Raw genomic sequence first — 19,455 nt, forward strand, 5'->3', positions numbered from 1 at the left:
TCTCTAATACTCGATGCGGTGGTCCCGCTCGGCACGCAGACGGGCGATCTCGGCGTCGCGGTCGTCGAGCGCCTCACGGAGGCGGTCGAGGACGTCGTCGACCTGCCCCATGCGGTAGCCGCGCACGGTCTGGTCGAAGCGCAGGGACGCGACGTCGTCCGAGGTCAGGTGGCCGTCGGGCAGGGTCTCGAAGGGTGTCGTGGTGACCGCGTCGTCCATGAACCCGCCGAAGCGTCCCATGACAGCGGCAACCGCCAGGCCGGCCACGACCACGAGCAGGACGATGAGAACGACGATCACCCGGACAGGGTAATGCCCGGAGGCCTCGCGATCCGACTCACGCCGGAGGGTGCAGCAGGCGGTCCTCACGGATGATGATCTCGACCGCCTCGGCCGGGTCGTCGACGATCTGCAGTCGCTTCACGTCGTTCGGCGAGATCATCCCCTCGGCCAGCAGCGTTCCGGTGACGAAGTCGAGCATCGGAGTCCAGAAGTCTGCGCCCAGCAACACCACCGGGAAGCTGGTGATCTTCTGTGTCTGCGCGAGCGTAATCGCCTCGAAGAGTTCGTCGAGCGTGCCGAATCCGCCTGGGAGTACGACGTATCCCTGCGAGTACTTCACGAACATCGTCTTGCGGACGAAGAAGTAGCGGAAGTTCACACCGAGTTCGACGTACTCGTTCAAGCCGGTCTCGAAGGGTAGTTCGATGCCGAGTCCGACGCTGACTCCCCCGGCCTCGCAGGCCCCCTTGTTGGCTGCCTCCATCGCGCCCGGTCCACCACCGGTGATGACCGCGTAGCCGGCTTCGGCGAGCAACCGTCCGACCTGCACAGCCTTGGCGTAGTGCTCGCTGCCGGGCTGGAGACGGGCCGAGCCGAACACGCTGATCGCCGGTCCGAGTTCGGCGAGCGCGCCGAATCCCTCGACGAACTCCGCCTGGATGCGCATCACCCGCCAGGGGTCGGTGTGCAACCAGTCGGAGTCGGGTTGGCGATCCAGCAGACGCTGGTCGGTGGTGGTGCGGGGCACCTGCGAACCACGCAGCGTCGTGGCCCCGCGGCGGTAGTCACGGCGTTCGATCTCGACCATCTCGATCTCGGCGCGAGTCATACCGATCGGCTCCTCCCCCTTGGCTGCGTTCATCGTGCTTGGCCCCCGTCCGCGAAGTCGGGCGACAGCCATCGCCGCATGGCCTCCAGGGCGGCGTTGATCTGATCCTCGGGGCAGCGTTCGTCGTCGGTGTGTGCCAGGTTCGGGTCACCGGGCCCGAAGTTCACCGCCGGGACGCCGAGCGCCGAGAACTGTGCGACGTCCGTCCAACCCTCCTTGCCGACGACCGGGAGTGCGAGCGCGTCGACGAACCCCTTGGCGGCGGGCTTGTCGAGGCCGGGCTTCGCCCCGTCGGCGGCGTCCTTGACCTCCATCTCGTACCCGGCGAAGACCTCGCGCAGATGGGCCAGCGCCTGCTCGGTGTCGCGATCGGGTGCGTACCGGTAGTTGACCGAGACGACGCATCGGTCAGGGATGACATTGCCCGCGATGCCGCCGGCGATACCGACCGCGTTCAGCGCCTCGTGGTAGGCCAGGCCCTCGACGTCGACCGTGCGTGGCTCGTACGCGGACAGCCGGGCGAGAATCTCCCCCGCCTCGTGAATCGCGTTGTGTCCGTTCCACGGTCGTGCCGAATGAGCGGCGATGCCCTTGGCCGACACGTCGACCTTCATTGTGCCCTTGCAGCCGCCCTCGATCCCGCCGTCCGTCGGTTCGAGCAGCACCGCGAAGTCGGCCTGGAGCCAGTCGGGGTGATTGCGCACGAGCCGGGCCAGGCCGTTGAACTCGGCTTCGATCTCTTCGCAGTCGTAGAAGACGTAGGTGACGTCGCGGGTCGGTTCGGGCACTCCCGCCGCGAGCGCCAGCTGCACCGCGACCCCGCCCTTCATGTCGGTCGTCCCACGCCCGAGGAGCATCCCGTCGACCCGGCGCACGGGAACGTTCGGCGGGTCGGTGATCGGGACGGTGTCGATGTGCCCGGCGAGCACGACGCGCTCTTCGCGGCCGAGGTCGGTGCGGGCGACGATCGCGTTGCCGTCCCGCTGCACGCTCAGATGCGGCAGTTCGCGCAACGCCGCCTCGATCGCGTCCGCGATCGCCTGCTCGTCCTTGCTCACCGATGGGATGTCACACAGGGCGGCGGTCAAGGTCACGACGTCCGTGTTCAAGTCGAGAGAAGCCATGGAACACATCTTGTCGGACGGTCGCTACCGGGCTTCGCGGGGAGTCTCACCTAGCCTTGAGGCATGACCGAGCAGCGCAACGCCTGGGGCTACGGCCTGGCCACGATCACCACCGACGACCGGGTGCTCGACACCTGGTTCCCCGCCCCGCGACTGGGGCAGGCCCCGGCGGACGATCCGTACGGTGCACCTTCCGAGCTGGCCTCCCAGGTGCGCGAGGACCCGCGCCGCCAGGTGCGCACGAAGGTGGTGCTGACCAGCATCGACCTGGACGAGGCACCCAAGGACGCCTCGGACGCCTACCTGCGCCTGCACCTGCTCTCCCACCGGATCGTGCAGCCCAACTCCATGAATCTGGACGGACTGTTCGGCGTGCTGCAGAACGTCGTATGGACCAACCTGGGCCCTTGCGCCCCGGAGAACTTCGAGAGCGTCCGGATGCGCCTGCGGGTCGACGGACCGGTGCAGGTCTTCGGTGTCGACAAGTTCCCGCGGATGACCGACTATGTGGTGCCGAGCGGAGTCCGGATCGCCGACGCGGACCGTGTCCGTCTGGGTGCGCACCTGGCCGAGGGCACTACGGTCATGCACGAGGGCTTCTGCAACTTCAATGCCGGCACCCTGGGCACCTCCATGGTCGAAGGCCGCATCGTGCAGGGCGTCGTGGTCGGTGACGGCTCCGACATCGGCGGCGGCGCCTCGATCATGGGCACCTTGTCCGGCGGTGGCACCGAGCGGGTCAGCATCGGCGAGCGTTGCCTGCTCGGTGCGGAGAGCGGCATCGGGATCGCGCTCGGCGACGACTGCGTGGTCGAAGCAGGGCTCTACATCACCGCCGGCACCAAGGTCACCATGCCCGACGGTTCGGTCGTGAAAGCACGCGAACTGTCCGGCGGATCCAACATGCTGTTCATCCGCAACTCCGAGACCGGCACCGTCGAGTGCCGTGCCCGCGAGGGGAAGGGCATCGAGCTCAACGAGGCCCTGCACGCCAACACCCACAGCGGCGACCACACCACCGGCGCCCGAGCGTGATCTTCGGACGCAAACGGCGCCGCGACGAAACCACGGAACTGTACGACCGGCATCGCAACGACTCCGCTGACTCCTACGCCGACTCCTACGGCGACCCCCACGGCGATGCCGACAGCGACTGGGACGATGAGGACGCCCTTCACCTCGGCAACGCGCGCTTCGAGTCCGATCACCGGCGCACTCGCCTGTCCAGCACGCTCGGCTGCTTGCTACCGCTGGGCTTGCTGGCTCTCATCGCCGGTGGTGGTTACTACGGATATCAGCGGGTGCAGGACGCCGTCGGATCCAACTCCTGCAAAGTGCGTGACGACCGCTTCGACTACCAGTGGAGCCCGGAGCAGGTGGCCAACTCGGCCACGATCAGCATGATCGGTACCGACGTCCTGCGGCTGCCCACCAGGGCGAGCCAGATCGCGAACGCCACCGCGATACAGGAGTCGAAACTGCGCAATCTGCGCAGCGGTGACCGGGACTCGCTCGGACTGTTCCAGCAGCGTCCGAGCATGGGCTGGGGCACCGCCGAGCAGATCCTCGACCCGGTGTACGCCAGTCGCCGGTTCTACGCCGCTCTGGTGAAGGTCGACCAATGGCAGACCCGGCCGTTGACCGAAGTGGCGCAGGACGTGCAGCGCTCCGGTTACCCGGAGGCGTATGCCGATCATGAGACCCAGGGTCGCGTGCTGGCCACCTCCTTCGAGGGGAAGTTCCCCGAGTCGCTGGGCTGCCGACTGGACGACCCGACCGAGCCGGGCTCTCCTGCCGACGTCGTCGCGAAGCTTCGCGAACAGACCGGGGTGACCGCCACACCGAGCGGCAAGTACGTCACGGTGCGTGCACAGTCCACGAAACAGGCGTGGGGCATCGGCCATTGGGCCGTCGCGCATGCGCAGTCCGAGCAGATCAGCTCGGTCGTCGTCGGCGGGCGGGCCTGGAACCGCACGTCCGACCGCTCCGGCTGGACGTGGGACAAGGCGAGCAATCCGACGGCCTCCGAGACGACGGTGCGTATCGAACTGCACTGAGCGGGGTTGTGGAACTGCAAGCCGACCCCCGCACACCCCAGTCCGGTCGTCCTGTTGCACGGCACGTTCTTTAACCTCGGTCAGAACTTCGCGGCGATGTCGCCGATGGCCCTCGAACTCTGACGGGCCCGCACGCAATAACGACCGGATCCCTCTCCTACCGCTGTAGTAGAGGGATCCGGTCGTTATTGAAACCGCTCGGTGTGGGTCAGGCGGACGGGTAGTCGCGCTCGGTCTCACCGATGTAGATCTGGCGCGGACGGCCGATCTTGGTGGCTGGGTCCTCGACCATCTCGCGCCACTGGGCGATCCAACCCGGCAGGCGGCCGATCGCGAACAGCACCGTGAACATCTCGGCGGGGAAGCCCATCGCCTTGTAGATGATGCCGGTGTAGAAGTCGACGTTCGGGTACAGCTTGCGCGACACGAAGTAGTCGTCGGAGAGCGCGATCTCCTCCAGCCGGCGAGCCATCTCCAGCTTCGGGTCCTCGACGCCGAGCGCCTCGAGCACCTCGTCGGCGGCCTTCTTCACGATGGCCGCACGCGGGTCGTAGTTCTTGTAGACACGGTGCCCGAAGCCCATGAGCTTCACGCCGTCTTCCTTGTTCTTGACCTTCTCGACGAACTTGTCGACGTCGCCGCCGAAGTCGTTCTCGATGGTGTCGAGCATCTCCAGCACGGCCGAGTTCGCGCCACCGTGCAGCGGACCGGACAGCGCGTGGATGCCGGCCGAGATCGAGGCGAACAGGTGCGCGTGACCCGAACCGACCAGACGGACGGTGGAGGTCGAGCAGTTCTGCTCGTGGTCGGCGTGCAGGATGAACAACTGGTCGAGCGCCCTGGTGACGGTCGGGTTCGGGGTCCAGTCCTCGGTCGGGTAACCGAAGGTCAGACGCAGGAAGTTCTCGACGAGGTCAAGGTTGTTGTCCGGGTAGAGCGTCGGCTGACCGGCGCTCTTCTTGAACGCGTAGGCGGCGATGGTCGGCAGCTTGGCCAGCAGCCGGATCGTCGACAGCTCGATCTGCTCCTTGTCGGTGATCGACAGGGAGTCCTGGTAGAAGGTGCCGAGCGCGGACACCGCGGCCGACAGGACCGACATCGGGTGCGCGTCACGCGGGAAGGCGGCCAGGAGGTCCTTGAGATCCTCGTGCAGCATCGTGTGCCGCTGGATCTTGCCAGTGAACTCCTCGAGCTCTTCCTTGGTGGGAAGCTCGCCGTAGATCAGCAGGTAGGAGGTCTCCAGGAAGGTCGACTTCTCGGCCAGCTGATCGATCGGGTAGCCGCGGTAGCGCAGGATGCCCGCGTCGCCGTCGATGTAGGTGATGGCCGACTTGCAGGATGCGGTGTTGACGAATCCGACGTCGAGCGTGACATTGCCGGTCTCTTTCAACAGAGCCGAGATGTCGTAGCCGTCGTTGCCCTCGGTCGCCGGGATCACGGCGAACTCAAGCTTCTTGTCACCCGCAGCGAAGGTGGCCGGAGCGGTGTCAGTCATAAGGGAAATGCCTTCCGTCCTCGCGAAAATCCGGCGCAGACGCCGGTTGCTGAGCCTGACGATGACGGTACCCCAGCACTGCACCGGCAGATGGGGCACCCCGGGTGTCAAGAATTACAGTTCTGCAGACGTAGTGAAACGCGTCCGCCGCCCACCGGTCAACCGTGATCAATCGGCGGTCAGACGCGCCGCCGCCTGCTCGATCCACTCGTCGGGGGCGGTCAGCGCGACGCGGACGTGGGCTGACGCAGCTGCGCCGTAGAAGTCTCCGGGTGCCACCAGGATTCCCTTGCCGGCGAGTTCGTCGACAGTCGTCCGGCACGGTTGCCCTTTGGTCGCCCACAAGTACAGACCGGCCTCGGAATGGTCTGTGCGCCAACCGGATTCGCGCAGTGCGCCGAGAAGGGTGTTTCGACGCGAGCGGTAGCGCTCCTTCTGGATGGCGACGTGCTCGTCGTCCTGGACCGCGGCGAGCAGGGCACGCTGCACCGGCCAGGGCGCCATCATCCCGGCGTGCTTGCGGAAGTCGACCAGCCTCTTGACCAGAGCCGGATCACCGGCGACGAACGCCGCCCGGTAGCCGGCCATGTTCGACTGCTTGGACATCGAGTAGACCGACAACAAGCCGGTGTGGTCGCCGCCGCAGACCCGCTCGTCCAGGATGCTCGGCGTAGTGAGGTCGTCGACACCGTCACGCCAGTCCAACTCGGCGTAGCACTCGTCGGACGCGACGATCACGCCGCGCTCACGGGCCCACCGGACCACCTTGGCCAGGTGATCGATGGGCAACACCTGACCGTGCGGGTTGCCAGGAGTGTTGAGCCACAACAGTTTCGGAGCACGCGGACCGAACTGAACGGTCGACTGAGCAGGCACCGGGGTCGCGCCGGCGATGCGCGCCCCGACGTCGTACGTCGGGTAGGCGATCTCGGGAAAACCGACAGCATCTCCCGGCCCGAGGCCCAGGATCGTCGGCAGCCAAGCGACGAGTTCCTTGCTGCCGATGGTCGGCATGACGCCGTCGGGGTCGACACCGGGCGCATTGCGCCGGCGCGCGAACCAGGCCGAAATCGCCTCGCGCAGATCGGGGGTGCCCCAGACCTGCGGGTAGCCGGGCGCATCCGCGGCCGCGATCAACGCGTCACGGACGACCTGGGGAGTCGGGTCGACGGGCGTGCCGACCGAGAGGTCGACAATGCCGTCCGGATGCGAGTTCGCGACAGCCTTGGCCTGCGCCAGGGTGTCCCAGGGAAAATCAGGAAGATGACGATCGACGGGCACGCGCCGGCCGGATCACTCGTCGTGCGACTGCGGCGGCAGCGCCGCGATCAGCGGGTGGTCCTTGGGGATGAGACCCATCTTCGCCGCGCCGCCGGGGCTGCCGAGGTCGTCAAAGAACTCGACGTTGGCCTTGTAGTAGTCGGCCCACTCCTCGGGGGTGTCGTCCTCGTAGTAGATGGCCTCGACCGGGCAGACGGGCTCGCAGGCACCACAGTCGACGCACTCGTCCGGGTGGATGTAGAGACTGCGTTCACCTTCGTAGATGCAGTCGACGGGGCATTCCTCGATGCACGCCTTGTCCTTGAGGTCGACACAAGGCTGGGCGATGACGTACGTCATGAGGAGTCCTCCTGATGATGATGGACCGGCTGGTCACTTTCTGCTGACCTAGTATGCAAGCCGTATGGGCGACGAGCTTACTAAGTCTCACCTTCCCTGGCCGGTTCGTGTCGGACGCAGGGTTGCGGTCCGTCGCCGACTTCTTCCGGGCGACCCGACCGGCGCCGTGTTCACCGACGTGACCGGCGAGCTGCTCTGCGCGGACGGCAGCGGGATCGAGGTCGATTCCCGGCACGGACGCGTTCGTGTCGAGTGGGCCGACGTCGTCGCGGCCAAGGAGATTCCGCCGAAGGCATCACGTCGTGGTCATCCGCACCGCACCGTCCCCATCGACGACCTGCAACGACTGATGGTCGACGGCCTGCCGCCGCTGACCAGCGAGCATCTCGGCGATTGGCTGCTGCGCAGCGCCGAAGGATTCACCGGACGAGCCAATTCCGTTCTTGCCGTTGGCGATTCGGGCTTCTCGCCTTCGGACGCGGTGGACCGCTGCGTGGACTGGTACGCCCGCCTCGGATTGCCTGCGTTGTTCCAGATCGCCGGCCCGGTCGGTTTCGATCCATCGGATCACCCGGTGGTGGCCGAGATCGACCGGCGCGGCGGACGTTGCTCGCCGCGGGTCGCCGTCATGACCGCGGCGGTACGCGAGATCGCGCTGGCGCGATCCGCAATAGCCGTCACCGTCGATGCCACAACCCGACCGACGGACCAGTGGTGGAGTGCGGCGAGTCCGCGCACGATCGACCGACGAACCGTCGCCGCACGCGTTCTCGCCGGCGTCGAGGACGGCCGATACCTGACGCTCTCCGACACCGCGCCGCGCGCGAACACCCGCCTCGCATACTCCCCCGGCTGGGTCGGGCTCTTCGACCTGCACGTGGCAGAAGCGTTTCGCGGCAAGGGCTTCGGGCGGACCCTCGTCGGAGCTGCTGCCCGCGAGGCCGACCGACGCGGCGTCCGCTCGATGTATCTGCAGGTGAGCAGCGACAACGCACCGGCCATCGGGCTCTACGAATCGCTCGGGTTCAGCACGCACCACGAGTACATCTACGCCCGTCTCTGAGTCACTCGCGTTTCCGCCCCGCCGGTTGAACCGAACACCCGTCACGCGCGCTGGCCCGCGCTCCTAGGGAGAGGGCGCACTCAGCGCCGCTGGTTGAGCCGAACGCCCGTCGCCGCTGGTTGAGCCGAACGCCCGAGGGACGAGGGCGTACGCGCCGAAACCAAGGCAACCACCCACGGCCACCCAGCCACCGCCGTTCTCCACGACCGATCGCCGCTGGTTGAGCCGAACGCCCGAGGGACGAGGGCGTACGCGCCGAAACCAAGGCAACCACCCACGGCCACCCAGCCACCCCCGTTCTCCACGACCGATCGCCGCTGGTTGAGCCGAACGCCCGAGGGACGAGGGCGTACGCGCCGAAACCAAGGCAACCACCCATGTCCACCCGACCACCCGTTCTCCACAACCCGCGAGTAACCAATTCGGTTGTCCACAAACGACATTCGTTCGAACCATTCCAAACTCGGTTCGAACAGGTGTACGATGAAGGCATGTCGAACACCACGACGAAACCCCTCGGGCAGGACACGATCACCCCGCGTGACCTGCTCGAAGCAGTGATGCTCGAAGGCAGTGTCGACGCAGCCATCGAACTGGCATCGCACCCCGAACTGGTACCAGGCGCGAACCCCGCGACCATCCAACTGCTCATCGCCCAATTGCTGGCACACAACGTGTTCGAACGCCTCAGCAGCGACGACCCGTTCACCGTGGACGCAGCCGGCGACGAGTTTTTCACGCAGGACGACCTCACCGGGATCGACCAACAGACGGACGGTGAGCAAGGTGATGGCGACCAGGGTGACGACGAGGATCACTGGGTGACACAGGCCCGGCAGTTCGAGGAATCGATCCGGGTGGCGCACTCGGTGATGAACACCGCCGGCGCCGTCCGGGCGATCTCGATCAGCCTGCACCGCCGGCGTGCGCACCTGGACCACACCCACCGGCCGCACCTACACCACCGAACCCGGACTCCTACAGACCTACCGGGACGCCGAAGGACTCTGATCCGTCGCCGCGTCAGTGTGCCTTTTCGAGCGCGGACTCCTCGGCCTCGAGTTGCTCGACGAATTGACGCTTGCCCGCCTGCCAGGCGTTCTCGTCCTGCCCGGTGCGCCAGTAGCCGGAGATCGAAACCTGATCACGCGGCAGGCCCCGTTCGATGAACAGGTACTTGCGCAGGTCCTTGATCATGTCGGCGTTGCCATGGACGAACGCGTGCACCTCACCGTCCGGCCATTCGGCACGCCGCACCGCGGCAGCGAGACTGTGCCCGTGGCCGAGACGCTCCTCGTCCCGGTGCACCCAGGTGATCTCGACACCCTCCCCGGCCGGCATCGGGATGTGCGAATCGACGTCGCGAACCTCGACGAAGACCTTCGCCGAAGCTCCGGCGGGAAGTCGTTCGATGGCGGCGGCGATGGCCGGCTGCGCTGACTCGTCACCGATCAACAGGTGGACGCCGGCGTCCGGGCTGGGCGCCCAAGCTCCACCGGGACCCATGAACCCGATGCTCTCCCCCGGCTGCACGCGCGCGGCCCACGGCCCGGCGATGCCGGCGTCCCCGTGAACGACGAAGTCGAGCGCCAGCTCACGGGTGCTCGGGTCGAACCAGCGGATCGTGTAGGTGCGGGTCACCGGCCACTGCTCGCGCGGACGTTCCTCGCGAATGAGTTCGGGATCGAACGGCCACGCGTAGTCGGCGCCCGCCGGCGGGAAGAGCAGCTTCACGTAGTGGTCGGTGAACTCCAGTTCCCCGATCTGCGCCAGGTCGTCGCCGGCGACGACCACCCGAACGAGTTGCGGTGCCACTTGCTCGGTGCGGACGACGGTGACGGACTTCGGGACGCGGCGCGGACGATCAGACATAAGGTGAGCCTAACTTCATGCGAACGGGGCCTGTCGCTCCCCCTGAAGAGCGACAGGACCCGTGGCACTCGCGAGCTCAGGAGCTCTTGACCTCGCTGCGCACCATCCGCCAGATGCCGAGGGTCAACGGCAGTACCAGCCAGATGAGCACGGAGACGACAAGCTTGGCCCAGTCGTCACCTTGCATCTGCGCATCGAACAGCGGCTGCAGAGTCTGGCCGGTGTCGGCCCACTCACCGACCGTGCGCATCCAGGAGACGGAGGCGACCATCGACCAGACGATCGGCAGGAACAGGTAGGTGACGATCGCGCCGGGGGTGTTCTGGATGAGCGCACCGAACGCGAAACCCATACCGACATTGATCAACTGCGCGACCAGGATGCCGACGACCACCTGCCACGAGACCGACCACGACGGGTCGGAGCCTCGCACCATGTCGGTGAGCAGCGTGAAGCCTGCAGCCATGAGCGCACCGAGTGCGACGATGGCGAAGCCGGCGATGAGGACTGCCAGCAGCTTCGAGGCGGCGACCCGTGCCCGCTTGGGTTCGAGGGTGAAAGTCACCAGCCCGGTGCGCTGCGACCATTCGGTGGTGACGGCCATGATGCCGAGGATCGGCAGGAGGAAGCTCTGCGGAATGATCGTCGCACCGAGGAAGTTGCCGAAGTCCTTGTTCGTGTCCGCCTTACCGGTGAACGCGAGGAGCGCGACAACGACGGCCGTCACCAACGCGATGCCGATGAGCAGCCAGCGCCCGCTGCGGGTGTCGATGAGCTTGCGCAGTTCGACGGAGACCAGGCGCATGAACGGCACTCGGGATACCTCGCCCGGATCGAGTCGAGACGGCAGCCGGACACCCGACGGTGCCTTATCGAGGTGCTGGTCGGTGGTGGCGTTGATCATGCTGCGACCCCTTCTCGGGCGTCGCCCGCGGTGAGTTGGAGGAACATGTCCTCGAGCCCGGCGGCGCCGGCACTGGTGAGTTCGGTGAGGACGATCTGGTGCTGCAGCGCAACCTTGCCCACAACGATCGGTTCCGCGTCGACGCGCAGCTTCTGCCCCACAGCGGTCACCGAAACGCCTTGTCCGGCAAGAGCTTCACCCAGGCGCTGGTTGTCGGTGCTGGTGACCGAAGTGCCTGCTGTGGCGAGCAGTTCCTGCTTGGTCCCCTGCGCCACGATGCGACCGCGGCCGATGACCACGAGGTCGTCCGCGATCACCTCGATCTCGTGCAACAGGTGTGAGGACAGCAGCACGGTGCCGCCCTCGTCCGCGAACCCACGCAGCAGACTGCGCATCCAGCGAATGCCCGCCGGGTCGAGTCCGTTGGCCGGCTCGTCCAGGATCAGCACCTTGGGGTCACCGAGCAGCGCATGGGCGATCCCCAGCCGCTGGCGCATGCCTAGCGAGTAGTTGCGCACCTGACGCTTCGCCTCGACGGGGGTGAGGCCCACGACTTCGAGCAGTTCGTCGACCCGCCCCTTCGGCAGACCCATCGTGCGAGCGCCGAGAGTAAGTACCTCACGTCCGGTGCGCCCCGGGTGCTGGGCCGACGCATCGAGCAACACCCCCACGTGGCGGCCCGGGTTCGGCAGCGCGGTGTACTGCCGCTCGAGAATGGTCGCAGTACCGGCGGTGGGTGGTGTCAGCCCGACCATCATCCGCATGCAGGTCGACTTGCCTGCTCCGTTGGGGCCGAGGAATCCGGTGACCCGGCCGGACTCGGCCCGGAAAGTCACGTCGTCCACAGCGCGGTGGGATCCGTAGGTTCTGGTCAATCCGTTGACTTCGATCATGGTGACCATCCTTCGCGTCCGAGGACGGCGGCGCATCGGCCTCGGGGATGCACCTGGTGCGACTTTCGTAGGGGGTCGGCTGCGACCAGGGACGGATACCGGCCTGCCCCGCCGCTGCCTACGCTGGAGCGATGACCGCAGCTCTTCGTCCCTCCGCACCGCAGGCACCGGCGCATTCGTCGGGACGCTTGGGGCACGCCTGGGGCGAGGCATGGCGCTTCGGCTCGGCGACGATCCTGAGCGTCGTGCTCGTGCTGGTGCTCGCCACCAGCAACTACCCCGGCTACGAAGCCGAGTCGCGCTGGTGGATCGTCGAGATCGGGGCTGGCCTCGCCTCCCTGGGCCTGCTGTTCTTCCGGCGTCGCCGGCCGATCGCGATCTGTGCCTCGACGATCGTGCTGTCGTCGGTGGCGGTCGCAGCGGTGCCTCCTGCGGCGATCGCCTTCATCTCGTTGAGCACCCGCCGCCGGTGGGCGGAGATCGTGGTCGCATCGACCGGGTGGCTGGGCGGCCAGGTCGTCTACGAACTGCTGCACCCCATGCCACAGCGCTCCACCGCCGACATCATGAGTTCCGTCATCATGTCGCTCCTGAGCACGGCCTTCTGTGTGGCTGTCGGCGTCGCGATCGGCGCCCGCCGGGAGTTGGTCGCCAACCTACGTCGCCAAGTCCAGGCCGCGGGCGAACAGGAGAAATCACGCGTCCAGCAAGCCCGACTAGGTGAACGCAGCCGCATCGCCCGCGAGATGCACGACGTCCTGGCTCACCGGATCTCGCTGGTGGCCATGCATTCCGGCGCGCTCGCCTATCGCACCGGATTGTCCGAACAGCAGGTGCGCGAGGCCGCAGAGATCATCCGCGACAACTCGCAGATTGCGCTGACCGAGCTGCGCGAGGTGTTGGGCGTCCTGCGCGACGCCGAGAACGTGGGCATCGAACCGCCACAGCCCAATCTGTCTGCCGTCCAGGCTCTCGTGCAGGACACCCCGACCGACGACGGACCGATTGATCTCGTCATCCATGGGGACCTTGACGACATCCCGGAATCGTTGTCTCGCAGTGGTTTCCGGGTCGTGCAGGAGGTGTTGACCAACCGACGCAAGCACGCGCGTGGGGTCCCGATCACGATCGACATCGACCGCGACGAGGTAGGCCTACGCATCCGCACGAGCAACCCCGTCACCCGACAGGAGACCGGTCTGCCGGAATCAGGACTGGGTCTGTTGGGACTCACCGAGAGGGTGGAACTTGCGGGCGGCTCGCTGCACTACGGCATCGACCGATCGGATCGGTTCGTGGTGAAGGCGGTGCTGCCCATGCTGCGCGACAGTGAGAAGGTCGGCGTGTGATCCGGGTACTGCTGGTCGACGACGACGCTCTGGTGCGCACCGGGCTGCGGATGATCCTCGGCGGCGCGCCCGACATCGAGGTGGTGGGTGAGGCGAGCGACGGTGCTACCGGGCTCGATATCGCCCGCGACTGTAAGCCGGACGTCGTACTCATGGACATCCGGATGCCGGTGATGGACGGCATCAAAGCCACCGCGACGCTGCGTGCGGCGGACGACGCGCCACACGTCATCGTCCTGACCACGTTCGACGCCGACGACCTTGTGGTGCAGGCATTGCGCGCCGGTGCCGGCGGCTTCCTGCTGAAGGACTCGCGACCCGAGCGACTGGTCGGTGCCGTCAAGGCGGTTTGCCAGGGCGAGCCGATGCTCTCCCCCAGCGTCACCCGGCAACTGGTCGACCGGGTCACTGCATCCACGCCCGTCAACCCCGCGAACGCCGCCCGCCTGGAGCGACTCACCGATCGCGAGCACGAAGTTGCGGTCCTGATCAGCCGTGGGTTGTCCAATGCCGACATCGCCGCCGATCTCTACATGAGCGTCCCGACCGTGAAAGCCCACGTCTCGCGCATCCTGGCCAAACTCGACGCCGGCAACCGCGTCCAGGCGGCGATCATGGTGCACGAAGCGAGCCGCTGACCCGGCTGCTGCTCGATCGCCCAGGTGCCCGGCCCTCAGAGCGCTTGGTCGAGGATCTGTGCCAGGTGAAGACCCTTGCGATCGGCGAGGTCATCGGCTTGGGTCCGGCAGGAGAAACCGTCAGCGAGCAGGACGGCGTCAGGTGAAGCTTCGAGCGCAGGGAGCAGCTGTTGCTCCGCGATCTTGACCGAGACCTCGTAATGCCCTTGCTCCACACCGAAATTGCCGGCAAGACCGCAGCAACCCGACAGTCGCCGGACGTCGGCTCCGGCAGCCTTGAGCAACTGCGCATCGGGTGACCAGGTCATGACCGCGTGATGGTGGCAGTGCGGCTGGGCGATGATCGCGCGACCGGACAGGTCCGGTGCACGCCAGTCGGGCAACGACGACAGGAACTCCGCCAACGTGAGAACCGCGCCCGCCACCCGGTCGGACGCCTCGCCGCCGATGAGTTCGTGGGCATCGCTCCGGTACACCGCCGTGCATGACGGCTCGAGACCCACGATCGAAAGCCCTTGTGCTGCAGCGAGATCCAGCTCATCAATGGAACTGCCGAGGGTCTTCTTCGCCTCATCCAGCTGGCCGGTGCTGATCAGTGTCAGCCCACAGCATCCGTCCCGCTCGATGATGACCGGTTGCGCACCAGCGGCACGCAGAACCCGGACCGCAGCCGCTCCGGTGTCGGGAGCGAAGTAGTCGGTGAAGGTATCGACCAGAAGAACGACCTGGCCGGGTTCGACGTTCGCCGCATCGAACAGCGGCACACCGTTGTCGCGACACCAGGCACGGAAGGTGCGCGGTGCCAATCGCGGAATGGAGCGACGGGGGTCGACGCCGGCCAGCTTCTTGGCGAACGCGAACCTGTCACCCACGCCACTCAGCGTCGAAGCAAGACGAGAGGTCTTGCGACTCAGGCGAACCCACTGCGGCAGACGGCCCAATGAGTAGTGCGACGCCGGACGTCGCTTGCCCTTGTACGTCTGGTGCAGCACCTCGGACTTGTAGGAGGCCATGTCGATGCCGGTCGGACAGTCGGACAGACAGCCCTTGCACGACAGGCACAAGTCGAGAGCGTCGCGCACCTCGGGCGCGTCCCAGCCGCTGACGAGTTCTCCGTTGAGCATCTCCTGCAGGACACGGGCGCGGCCTCGCGTGGAGTCCTTCTCCTCGCCGGTGGCGAGGTAGGAGGGGCACATGACTCCGTGCGTGCCGCTGTTGTCGGCGCGGCACTTACCGACGCCGGTACAGCGGTGGACCGCTTGCGCGAAGTCGCCGCCGTCATGCGGGTAGCGCAGCGCGAGCGGCACCGCGGGCTTCCTCGCCGCAGGGATGCGCAGGTGTTCGGTCGGAGCATCTGGGTCGACGAGCACTCCGGGGTTGAGCAGACCGTCGGGGTCGAAGATCTGCTTGACCCGAGCGAACAGTTCGATGGCCTGCGGTGAGTACATGTGCGGCAGTAGTCCGCTGCGTGCACGGCCGTCCCCGTGCTCCCCGGACAGCGAACCGCCGTACTTCGCGACGAGCTCGGCCGACGCATCCAGGAAGTCACCGAACCGGGACGTCCCTCCCGGCGCGGCCAACGGGAAGTCGATCCGAATGTGCAGGCACCCGTCACCGAAGTGACCGTACGGAAGCCCGGAAAGATCGTGCTCGACCAGCAGGTCGTCGAACTCGCGCAGGTACGGACCGAGTTCCGCCGGCGGAACGGCTGCATCCTCCCAGCCGGCATGGGCCGGCAGATCCCGCGGTGAGCGTCCGGACAGTCCGGCGCCGTCCTCACGCACCCGCCAGAGCGAGGCAGAAACGACGGGATCAGTGACGATCATGGAATCGAGGCAGGACCCTTGTGCCACAACGAGTTCGGCCTGACGCTGCAGTTCCCCGTCGTCCTCACCGGCCAACTCGACGAACAGCCAGCCGTCTCCGCGCGGCAGCGGCGGCACCGCGGCCGGTCCGCGTCGGGCGGCGAGGACGTCGACGATCCGGCGGTCCATCCCCTCGACGGCGATCGGCGCGAACGGCAACAGCCCGGCCGCGGCATCGCCGGCGTCGTAGATGTCGGCGTAGCCGAGCACGATCAACACGCGCCGTCCGGGTTCTTTCACCAGTCGGACGGTTACCTCGGTCGCGATGGCCAGCGTCGCCTCCGACCCGGAAAGGAACCGTGTGACGTCGAAACCGTTCTCCGGCAACAGTTCCTGCATCGCGTAGCCGGAAACCTGACGTCCGAATCGGCCGAACTCCTGTCGGATCAGCGCCAGCGAGGAGCCGACCAGCGCGTCCAGTTCGCCAAGCACCGGCGCGGACGCCGACACATCGCTGCGAGGAGCACCCACGGACGTTCGCAGCACGGTGCCGTCGGCGAGCGCCGACTCGAGCGCGAGCAGGTTGTTCGAGGTCTTGCCATAGCCCAATGCCCTCGATCCGCACGCGTTGTTGCCGATCATGCCGCCGATCGTGCAGCGGGTGTGCGACGAGGGATCAGGACCGTACCGCCACCCGGCAGCGAGCGCCTGTCGTTGCAGGGCTGCATGGACGATGCCCGGCTGGACGACGGCAATACCTGCCTCCGCGTCCAGGGACAGCAACGTGTTCATATGCCGCGAGAAATCAAGCACGACCCCGCTGCTGATCGCGTTGCCGGCACAGGAGGTGCCCGCTCCCCGTGCCACGACCGGGAGCCCGAGCTCACGACAGACCGACAAGGTCGCGAGCACCTCGTCCCGATCGTGCGGACGCACGACCGCCGTCGGCAGCAAGCGGTACATCGAGGCGTCGGTCGAGTACGCGGCGCGGTTCGTGCCGTCGGCCAGGACGTCACTGACTCCGGCCCGGCGCAGGGCGTCGGCAGCGATCGAAGGAGTGGTGCTCACGCCCCAGAATCTACTTCTTGGTCGACGTCGCCGCCGGTGCGGTCGAGGAGGGAGACACCGAGGCAGACGCCGAGGCAGACACCGGTGCGGTCGGTGTGGTCGGTGGACTCGACGCAGCCGCGCCGGTGGCCGACGCCCGTGGCGCCGTCGAGGTCGACGGGGCGTTCGGGTCAGGGCCGCAGACGACCTTGTCGGACGGGATGTACTTCGTGGTGTTCGCCTCGTTCTTGACCACCTTGCCCGAGAGGTCGGTGACGACACGGGTGACGGTGACCTTGAAGCCCTGAGCCGGCGCCTGCACCTCGCACCCCTTCTTGGTGATGTAGCGCGTCTTGGGCTCGGTGAATGCGAACTGGGGTCCGGTGTTCGTCGAGACGTTGAAGGTCTTTGTGCCGTACAACCTGATCATCGCGGCGCTGTCCTGCGTGCCGGCCTCGATGCGGATCGGGCGGCCGGTGTCGTTCGTCCACCGCAGGTCGATCGTGGGCACCCAGAGCGTGGACTCGCGTCCCATCGGGTACCGCGGGATCCAATAGGCGTGTGGTGTGTGCTCATCCAGACGGACTCCTGCAAAGAATGCGGCGTTGTACATCGTCGTCGAGACCTGCGAGATGCCACCGCCGGTGCCCTTCTCGTGGATGCCGTCGACGAGCACCCCGGCCTCGACGTAGCCATTCGCCTTGGTGATCGGAGTCAGTGACTGCAGAAGACTGAACTGCTCACCGGGTGCGATGACCATGCCGTTGATCTTGGCCAGCGCGACCTGGATGTTCTTGGTGCGGGATTCGTTCTGGGCACCGCCGGGGTAGCGCGACACGAACTCGGAGATCTTCTGCGTGCCGAGGTTCTTCAGGTCGGCGGCCACCATCGCCGCCTTGACCGGCTTGGACTTCAGCGTGAGGGTGCGGGTCGGGTCGGTCAGCGCCTTGATCAGCAGCGGGCCGGCGCCTGAAGGGTCCACCTCGAAGCCGTTCTTGGCTCCCACGATGCTGCCACCCGGACCGTAGTGCGCGTTCTCCGCAGGTGTGGTGAGTTCACCGGACAGGGTGTCGAGCACTTCGCGCAGCTTGGCCTCGTCGATCACCGGCTTCAACGTGCCGTCCTGGACCTTGGCGCTGAGCACGGCGCTGATCGCGACGGGCGTGATCTTGGAGGTCTTGGCGCCGACCTTGACGGTGACCGGCCCGCTCATCGCCGGGCCGGCGAAGTCCTTCACGAAGGCGTCGATCTCGGCATTGGTCAGCGGCGGCTCGACGTGGCCGATGGTGGCGGTGTAACCGGTCTTGGCCGGCCAACCCTTCGCGATCTGCTGGGCGACGGCGTCGGCGCGGATGCCTGTGCCGTCCTTGGAACGGACGACGTCGACCTTGCCGCTGTTGAACTTCACCGACCCGTTGACGGCGGACCCTTTGAAGGTGCCGGCGGCCGCGGTGATCGCAGCAGCCAACTTCTGAGTGTCGGCCTTCGCCGTCAACGGCCGGTTCTCGCGCGCGCCGAACAGGTGCTTGCCCACCACGGACGGATTCAGCGAGAACCCGGTGAGTCCGTCGGCCGCGCGTCCCGGATCGAGGGAGAGACCGGAACGGGCGGCGTCCAGAGTGAACTTCTTGCCTCCGGCGCTCACGGTGATCGGACGATTCATCATCGAACGCGTTCGGGTCGAGACGGCGTCCTCGGCCTTCGCCTTCGTCATGCCGCCCACGTCGACGCCTGCAATCGTGGTGCCGTCGGGGATCTTGTCGGTGACGGCGGCAGCAGTGCCAACGTAACCCAGACCCAGGACGACCGCCGTGCCACCGGCGATCGCGGCGATCCAGCGGCCCCGACGCGAAGGCTTATCACTCACTGCGTTCTCACCCATCTGTCCATGCCTTGATCCGTGCCGACCCTCGCTTGTCGCCGGGCCACACCGCGCAGGCGCGATCTACTTGTGGCTGCCGAAGCGGCCCCTGAAATAGACCAGCGCCTCCCCCGGCTGGTCGGCGATGTGCAACGACAGTACGTCGCCGACCACGATCGTGTGGTCGCCGGACACGAGCGTGTCACCGGTTCGACACACGATCGTTGCCAGCGCGCCGTCGAGCAACGCGACACCCGTCTCGTCACGGTGATGCGGCACCCGATCGAGCTGACTGTGCAGGGGGCGCCCCCGCGTCGAGAGCCACACCGCGGCGGCGCGCTGCGAAGCGTCCAGGATGTTGACGCTCCAGACACCCGCGGACATCACGGCGTCGTGGAAACGAGCCTCCCGCTCCACGCAGATCAGCAACCGCACCGGATCGAGCGACACCGACGTGACGGCATTCGCCGTCATCGCGTGGTCGTGCCCGTCGGCCACAGTGGTGACGACGGTGACCCCGGTGACCAGACGTCCGATCGCCTGCCGGTAGGCGTCGGGGTCGACATCCACCGGTAGGCCGTCAATACTCTGATTCATGGGGGCCACCATCTAATTG

Annotated in this window: 18 protein-coding genes; 5 read left to right on the top strand and 13 right to left on the bottom strand. The window is 66.9% G+C overall.

The window, feature by feature from the left end; all coding sequences use genetic code 11:
• Nucleotides 1–3: 3 nt before the first annotated feature.
• Genes ACYU8W_RS10635 through dapE form a run of 3 tightly spaced genes read right to left on the bottom strand, consistent with a single transcriptional unit; the run spans nt 4 to nt 2,235 of the window.
• A complete protein-coding gene (locus ACYU8W_RS10635) occupies nt 4–300 on the bottom strand; it encodes a DivIVA domain-containing protein (protein ID WP_499468937.1) in 297 nt (98 codons plus the stop codon).
• 37 nt (nt 301–337) lie between these two features.
• A complete protein-coding gene (locus tag ACYU8W_RS10640) occupies nt 338–1,090 on the bottom strand; it encodes an LOG family protein (RefSeq protein WP_499469090.1) in 753 nt (250 codons plus the stop codon).
• A gap of 50 nt (nt 1,091–1,140) precedes the next feature.
• Nucleotides 1,141–2,235: a succinyl-diaminopimelate desuccinylase gene (dapE, locus tag ACYU8W_RS10645; protein ID WP_499468939.1), complete on the bottom strand. Its 1,095-nt coding sequence runs from the start codon at nt 2,233–2,235 to the stop codon at nt 1,141–1,143.
• A 63-nt stretch (nt 2,236–2,298) separates the two neighbouring features.
• Between dapE and dapD the strand changes: the two genes are divergently transcribed.
• Complete coding sequence (gene dapD / locus ACYU8W_RS10650) at nt 2,299–3,270, top strand: 2,3,4,5-tetrahydropyridine-2,6-dicarboxylate N-succinyltransferase (RefSeq protein WP_499468941.1); 972 nt, start codon at nt 2,299–2,301, stop codon at nt 3,268–3,270.
• Entirely contained in the window at nt 3,267–4,292 is a 1,026-nt protein-coding gene (locus tag ACYU8W_RS10655; protein ID WP_499468943.1) for a hypothetical protein, read from the top strand. Before dapD ends, ACYU8W_RS10655 begins: the two co-directional genes overlap by 4 nt.
• 208 nt (nt 4,293–4,500) lie before the next feature.
• Here the strand turns inward: ACYU8W_RS10655 and ACYU8W_RS10660 are convergent, their stop codons facing one another.
• The 3 genes from ACYU8W_RS10660 to fdxA all read right to left on the bottom strand — a co-directional run bounded on the left by ACYU8W_RS10660 (nt 4,501) and on the right by fdxA (nt 7,407).
• Nucleotides 4,501–5,787, bottom strand: coding sequence for a citrate synthase (locus ACYU8W_RS10660; RefSeq protein WP_129627712.1), 1,287 nt, complete (start codon nt 5,785–5,787; stop codon nt 4,501–4,503).
• 168 nt (nt 5,788–5,955) lie between these two features.
• Nucleotides 5,956–7,068: a succinyldiaminopimelate transaminase gene (dapC, locus tag ACYU8W_RS10665; protein ID WP_499468945.1), complete on the bottom strand. Its 1,113-nt coding sequence runs from the start codon at nt 7,066–7,068 to the stop codon at nt 5,956–5,958.
• A gap of 12 nt (nt 7,069–7,080) precedes the next feature.
• On the bottom strand, nt 7,081–7,407 hold the full coding sequence (fdxA, locus tag ACYU8W_RS10670) for a ferredoxin (protein ID WP_129627706.1): 327 nt from the start codon (nt 7,405–7,407) through the stop codon (nt 7,081–7,083).
• 64 nt (nt 7,408–7,471) lie between these two features.
• Here fdxA and ACYU8W_RS10675 point away from each other — a divergent pair, with 64 nt between their 5' ends.
• On the top strand, nt 7,472–8,470 hold the full coding sequence (locus ACYU8W_RS10675) for a GNAT family N-acetyltransferase (RefSeq protein WP_499468947.1): 999 nt from the start codon (nt 7,472–7,474) through the stop codon (nt 8,468–8,470).
• Between the two features lie 80 nt (nt 8,471–8,550).
• On the opposite strand, the gene ACYU8W_RS10680 is transcribed toward ACYU8W_RS10675, so the two are convergent.
• The 4 genes from ACYU8W_RS10680 to ACYU8W_RS10695 form a co-directional block, all read right to left on the bottom strand.
• Complete coding sequence (locus ACYU8W_RS10680; RefSeq protein WP_499468949.1) at nt 8,551–9,411, bottom strand: hypothetical protein; 861 nt, start codon at nt 9,409–9,411, stop codon at nt 8,551–8,553.
• An 82-nt stretch (nt 9,412–9,493) separates the two neighbouring features.
• Complete coding sequence (locus tag ACYU8W_RS10685; RefSeq protein WP_499468951.1) at nt 9,494–10,342, bottom strand: siderophore-interacting protein; 849 nt, start codon at nt 10,340–10,342, stop codon at nt 9,494–9,496.
• 76 nt (nt 10,343–10,418) lie between these two features.
• On the bottom strand, nt 10,419–11,246 hold the full coding sequence (locus ACYU8W_RS10690; RefSeq protein ID WP_499468953.1) for an ABC transporter permease: 828 nt from the start codon (nt 11,244–11,246) through the stop codon (nt 10,419–10,421).
• Nucleotides 11,243–12,139, bottom strand: coding sequence for an ABC transporter ATP-binding protein (locus ACYU8W_RS10695; protein ID WP_499468955.1), 897 nt, complete (start codon nt 12,137–12,139; stop codon nt 11,243–11,245). The genes ACYU8W_RS10690 and ACYU8W_RS10695 overlap by 4 nt, the downstream gene beginning before the upstream one ends.
• 131 nt (nt 12,140–12,270) lie before the next feature.
• On the opposite strand from ACYU8W_RS10695, the gene ACYU8W_RS10700 reads away from it, so the two are divergent.
• Together ACYU8W_RS10700 and ACYU8W_RS10705 are read left to right on the top strand one after the other, a co-directional pair.
• Nucleotides 12,271–13,488, top strand: a complete 1,218-nt coding sequence (locus ACYU8W_RS10700) for a sensor histidine kinase (RefSeq protein ID WP_499468957.1) — start codon at nt 12,271–12,273, stop codon at nt 13,486–13,488.
• Complete coding sequence (locus ACYU8W_RS10705; protein WP_499468959.1) at nt 13,485–14,126, top strand: response regulator; 642 nt, start codon at nt 13,485–13,487, stop codon at nt 14,124–14,126. Before ACYU8W_RS10700 ends, ACYU8W_RS10705 begins: the two co-directional genes overlap by 4 nt.
• Nucleotides 14,127–14,161: 35 nt before the next feature.
• Here the strand turns inward: ACYU8W_RS10705 and ACYU8W_RS10710 are convergent, their stop codons facing one another.
• The 3 genes from ACYU8W_RS10710 to ACYU8W_RS10720 all read right to left on the bottom strand — a co-directional run bounded on the left by ACYU8W_RS10710 (nt 14,162) and on the right by ACYU8W_RS10720 (nt 19,436).
• Nucleotides 14,162–16,999, bottom strand: a complete 2,838-nt coding sequence (locus ACYU8W_RS10710; RefSeq protein WP_499468961.1) for an FAD-binding and (Fe-S)-binding domain-containing protein — start codon at nt 16,997–16,999, stop codon at nt 14,162–14,164.
• A 10-nt stretch (nt 17,000–17,009) separates the two neighbouring features.
• On the bottom strand, nt 17,010–18,845 hold the full coding sequence (locus ACYU8W_RS10715; protein WP_499468963.1) for a VanW family protein: 1,836 nt from the start codon (nt 18,843–18,845) through the stop codon (nt 17,010–17,012).
• Between the two features lie 78 nt (nt 18,846–18,923).
• Nucleotides 18,924–19,436, bottom strand: coding sequence for a flavin reductase family protein (locus ACYU8W_RS10720; RefSeq protein WP_499468965.1), 513 nt, complete (start codon nt 19,434–19,436; stop codon nt 18,924–18,926).
• Nucleotides 19,437–19,455: the final 19 nt, after the last annotated feature.

The organism is Yimella radicis (genome assembly GCF_054778255.1).

Bases quoted from the DNA above. Each gene is read 5' to 3' on its own strand.
- ACYU8W_RS10685 (WP_499468951.1), bottom strand. From the start codon at position 10,342: ATGTCTGATCGTCCGCGCCGCGTCCCGAAGTCCGTCACCGTCGTCCGC.
- ACYU8W_RS10700 (WP_499468957.1), top strand. From the start codon at position 12,271: ATGACCGCAGCTCTTCGTCCCTCCGCACCGCAGGCACCGGCGCATTCG.
- ACYU8W_RS10660 (WP_129627712.1), bottom strand. From the start codon at position 5,787: ATGACTGACACCGCTCCGGCCACCTTCGCTGCGGGTGACAAGAAGCTT.
- dapD (WP_499468941.1), top strand. From the start codon at position 2,299: ATGACCGAGCAGCGCAACGCCTGGGGCTACGGCCTGGCCACGATCACC.
- dapE (WP_499468939.1), bottom strand. From the start codon at position 2,235: ATGGCTTCTCTCGACTTGAACACGGACGTCGTGACCTTGACCGCCGCC.
- ACYU8W_RS10675 (WP_499468947.1), top strand. From the start codon at position 7,472: ATGGGCGACGAGCTTACTAAGTCTCACCTTCCCTGGCCGGTTCGTGTC.
- ACYU8W_RS10720 (WP_499468965.1), bottom strand. From the start codon at position 19,436: ATGAATCAGAGTATTGACGGCCTACCGGTGGATGTCGACCCCGACGCC.
- ACYU8W_RS10690 (WP_499468953.1), bottom strand. From the start codon at position 11,246: ATGATCAACGCCACCACCGACCAGCACCTCGATAAGGCACCGTCGGGT.
- fdxA (WP_129627706.1), bottom strand. From the start codon at position 7,407: ATGACGTACGTCATCGCCCAGCCTTGTGTCGACCTCAAGGACAAGGCG.
- ACYU8W_RS10695 (WP_499468955.1), bottom strand. From the start codon at position 12,139: ATGATCGAAGTCAACGGATTGACCAGAACCTACGGATCCCACCGCGCT.
- ACYU8W_RS10640 (WP_499469090.1), bottom strand. From the start codon at position 1,090: ATGGTCGAGATCGAACGCCGTGACTACCGCCGCGGGGCCACGACGCTG.